Source organism: Nostocoides sp. (assembly GCF_035343835.1).
In the GTDB taxonomy this organism is placed as follows: Bacteria; Actinomycetota; Actinomycetes; order Actinomycetales; family Dermatophilaceae; genus Nostocoides_A; species Nostocoides_A vanveenii.
On record NZ_DAOQZV010000318.1, the window covers coordinates 1 to 2,946 of the forward strand.

2 protein-coding genes and 1 tRNA gene are annotated in these 2,946 nt (G+C 68.8%); 2 read left to right on the forward strand and 1 reads right to left on the reverse strand.

Annotated elements, in window-relative coordinates; genetic code table 11:
- Positions 1–1,943 (forward strand): SulP family inorganic anion transporter (locus tag PKH97_RS15490; RefSeq protein WP_324388500.1); only part of this gene is annotated, 1,943 nt, incomplete at its 5' end.
- Positions 1,944–1,997: 54 nt separating this feature from the next.
- Positions 1,998–2,074: transfer RNA gene (locus PKH97_RS15495), tRNA-Phe, on the forward strand.
- Positions 2,075–2,581: 507 nt separating this feature from the next.
- Here the strand turns inward: PKH97_RS15495 and PKH97_RS15500 are convergent.
- Positions 2,582–2,946: PIN domain-containing protein (locus PKH97_RS15500; RefSeq protein WP_324388501.1), on the reverse strand; the 365-nt coding region annotated here is incomplete at its 5' end.

Below are 2,946 nucleotides of genomic sequence, written 5' to 3' on the forward strand. Positions count from 1 at the left end.
GTATCGCCCGCGCGCTGGGCGCCGGCCGCGTCGTGCCCTATGGGCGCATCGCGGCCGAGTCATCCGCTCGCCTGCCCGCCACCGAGGAAGGCCTGCCGCGCCACCACGCGATCGACTACGACCTCAATCCCACCCGCACGCACTGGGCTCTCGTTGCCCTGCAGAAGGCCACCCCGGGCCTGCACTACCTGACCAAGCACTACCACCGCTCGTGGCTGCGACCGGACGTCATCGCGGGGCTGGCCGTCGCGGCCTACCTGATCCCGCAGGTCATGGCGTACGCCGCGATCGTCGGCGTGCCGCCGGTGATCGGGCTCTACACCGCGCTCGTCTCACTCGTCGTGTATGCCGCGATGGGCAGCTCGCGCGTGCTCTCGGTCGGGCCCGAGTCGACAATCGCTCTGCTGGCCGGAACCGCCGTCGCCCAGGTGAGCACCGACCCGTCCCGGGTTCTGGCGCTGACCGCGGCCCTGACGCTGCTCGTCGCCGGCTGGTGCTTCGTCGCCCGGGCGCTGCGGCTCGGTGTGATGGCCGATCTGCTCTCCCAACCGCTGCTGATCGGCTATCTCGCCGGTGCCGCCGTGCTGATGGTCGTCGGGCAGCTCGGCAAGCTCTCCGGCACCCATGTCAGCGGCAACGCGAGCATCGTCGAGCAGGTCCGCTCCTTCATCACCCAGGCCCAGGACGCCCACCTGACCACCGTGTATGTCGGCTTGGCCACCCTCGCGTTCATCTTCCTGATCCACTGGGTGCGGCCCAGTTGGCCGGCGGCGCTGATCGCCGTCATCGCGGCCACCGTGACCTCGGTCACCATGCACCTCGGCGACCGGGGCGTGGCCGTCGTCGGGCACATCCCGCGCGGCCTGCCCGTCCCCCAGTTGCCGGCGGTCAGCCTCGGCGAGCTGCAGGCGTTGATGCTCCCCGCGCTCGGCGTCGCCGTCCTGGCCTACAGCGACAATATGCTCGCTGCCCGCGCCTTCCCCTCGCCCGAAGTCCCCGGCGAACGCCCCAGCGAACGAGCGGTGGACCCACAGGTCGAACTCGTCGCCCTCGGCGGCGTGCACCTGATGTCGGGCCTGGTCGGCGGCTTCCCCGTCTCGTCCTCGGGCTCACGCACCGCCTTGGCACTGGCCAGCCGGGCACGAAGCCAGGTCTACTCGCTGGTCGCCGCTGTCTGCGTGGTGTTGATCCTCTTCATCGCGGGACCACTCATGCAGCAGTTGCCGCAGGCCGCCCTCGGCGCGGTCGTCGTCTACGCCGCCACCAAACTCGTCAAGGTCGGCGAGGCCCGCCGCATGTGGCAGTTTCGCAAGCGCGAGGTCTTCCTCGCCGGCGTCACCCTCGTCGGGACGATCTGGCTCGGCCTGCTCGCCGGCGTCGGCGTCGCCATCGCGATCTCGCTGCTGGAGATGGCCCAGCGCTTGGCCCGCCCCCACGACGCCGTCCTCGGGCGGGTGCCCGGCCTGGCCGGCATGCACGACACGGCCGACTACCCGGATGCGGAGACGCTGCCCGGGCTGATCATCTATCGCTATGAGGCGCCGCTCTTCTTCGCCAATGCCGGGGACCTCCAGCGACGCGCTCAACGGGTGGTCGACAAGGAGTTCGCCGGCTATCCCGACGCCCCGCCGCGGTGGTTCCTGCTCAATGTCGAGGCCAACACCGAGGTCGATGTCACCGCGTGCGACGGCCTCAAGGAGCTGTATGCCGATCTGCGCGCCCAGGGCGTGCACCTGGGCTTGGTGCGCCTGAAGCAGGATCTCTACGAGCCGCTGCGCCGCGCAGGTGTCGTCGACCTGATCGGTGAGGACATGCTCTTCCCCACGCTCCCGGTCGCCGAGGAGGCGTATGTCGAGTGGGCGGCCGCCAACCCACCTCATCCGTCCCCGGTGGTTGCCGACGGCGAGCCGCAGGAGCAGGCGGGCGAACGGCATACGGTATAGTTCTGCGGGCCGGAGCGATCCGGCATTGTGTTTGCCCAAGCAGCAAACGCTTTCGGCTAGGTAGCTCAGTTGGTACGAGCATCCGACTGAAAATCGGAAGGTCGACGGTTCGACCCCGTCCCTAGCCACCACCACAAACCGCGGGCCAGACGCTTCTGACCTGCGGTTTTTTCGTTCTCAGCGGGTTTTTCGTGCCGGCCCGCCAGCCGGTGCGGAGCCAGACGAGCCGAACGAGGAGTGGGCTGAGTGCGTGCTGGTGGAGCGGCCATCCGTCGACTGCACGATTGTTGCTGTAAACCGGCTATTGCTCCCACGCGAGAACGACCTCGCCGACGCGGACCTCATCCACGGGAGCGCTCACCATCCCCGCGCTTGCCGGAGCTCTCCGCCACCGTTGGTGCATCTGGCGCGCGGCGCGGTCGAGGACCCGCGCAGGCGGCGCGCTGGCCCGGCTACCGAGCAGTAGGTGCGTCAGAGTGGGCGGTATTGCGCCCGCTTTGACTCACCTACCCGCTGGTAAGCAGGCACAGTGTGAGGCGTGAAAAGCGAAATCGTCGTCGTGACCGTTACCGCCGCCTCACCCGCGTAGGCCGCCTGGGTCGCAGAACCCTTCGAGCGGCGCCGCGGCTGACTGTGCGCTACTCGCCGAACGGGTTGATCAGCGCGACGAGCCCGGCGTCGTCGAAATCGGCGGTATTGCGGGTGACTAGGCCGCAGCTGTTGGCCAAACAGATTGCCGCAATCATGGTGTCGGCCATGGGTTTTGGCACTCCAGACCGTTCCCGGTGGGCTGCCAGTTCGCCATAACGGTCCGCCGCCTCGCTATCGAAGGGCAGCGTGTCGCCTTCGAACTCGGCCAGCACCGCATCCACCGCGGCAGCCACCTGTAGCCGGCGCGCACCGCGGGGCATCCGGCCCACCCCAAAACGAAGCTCGGCACGAGTAATGGTCGTCAAGGCGGTCACCTCACCATTCCTGCGCATCCACTCCTGGACGGCGACGT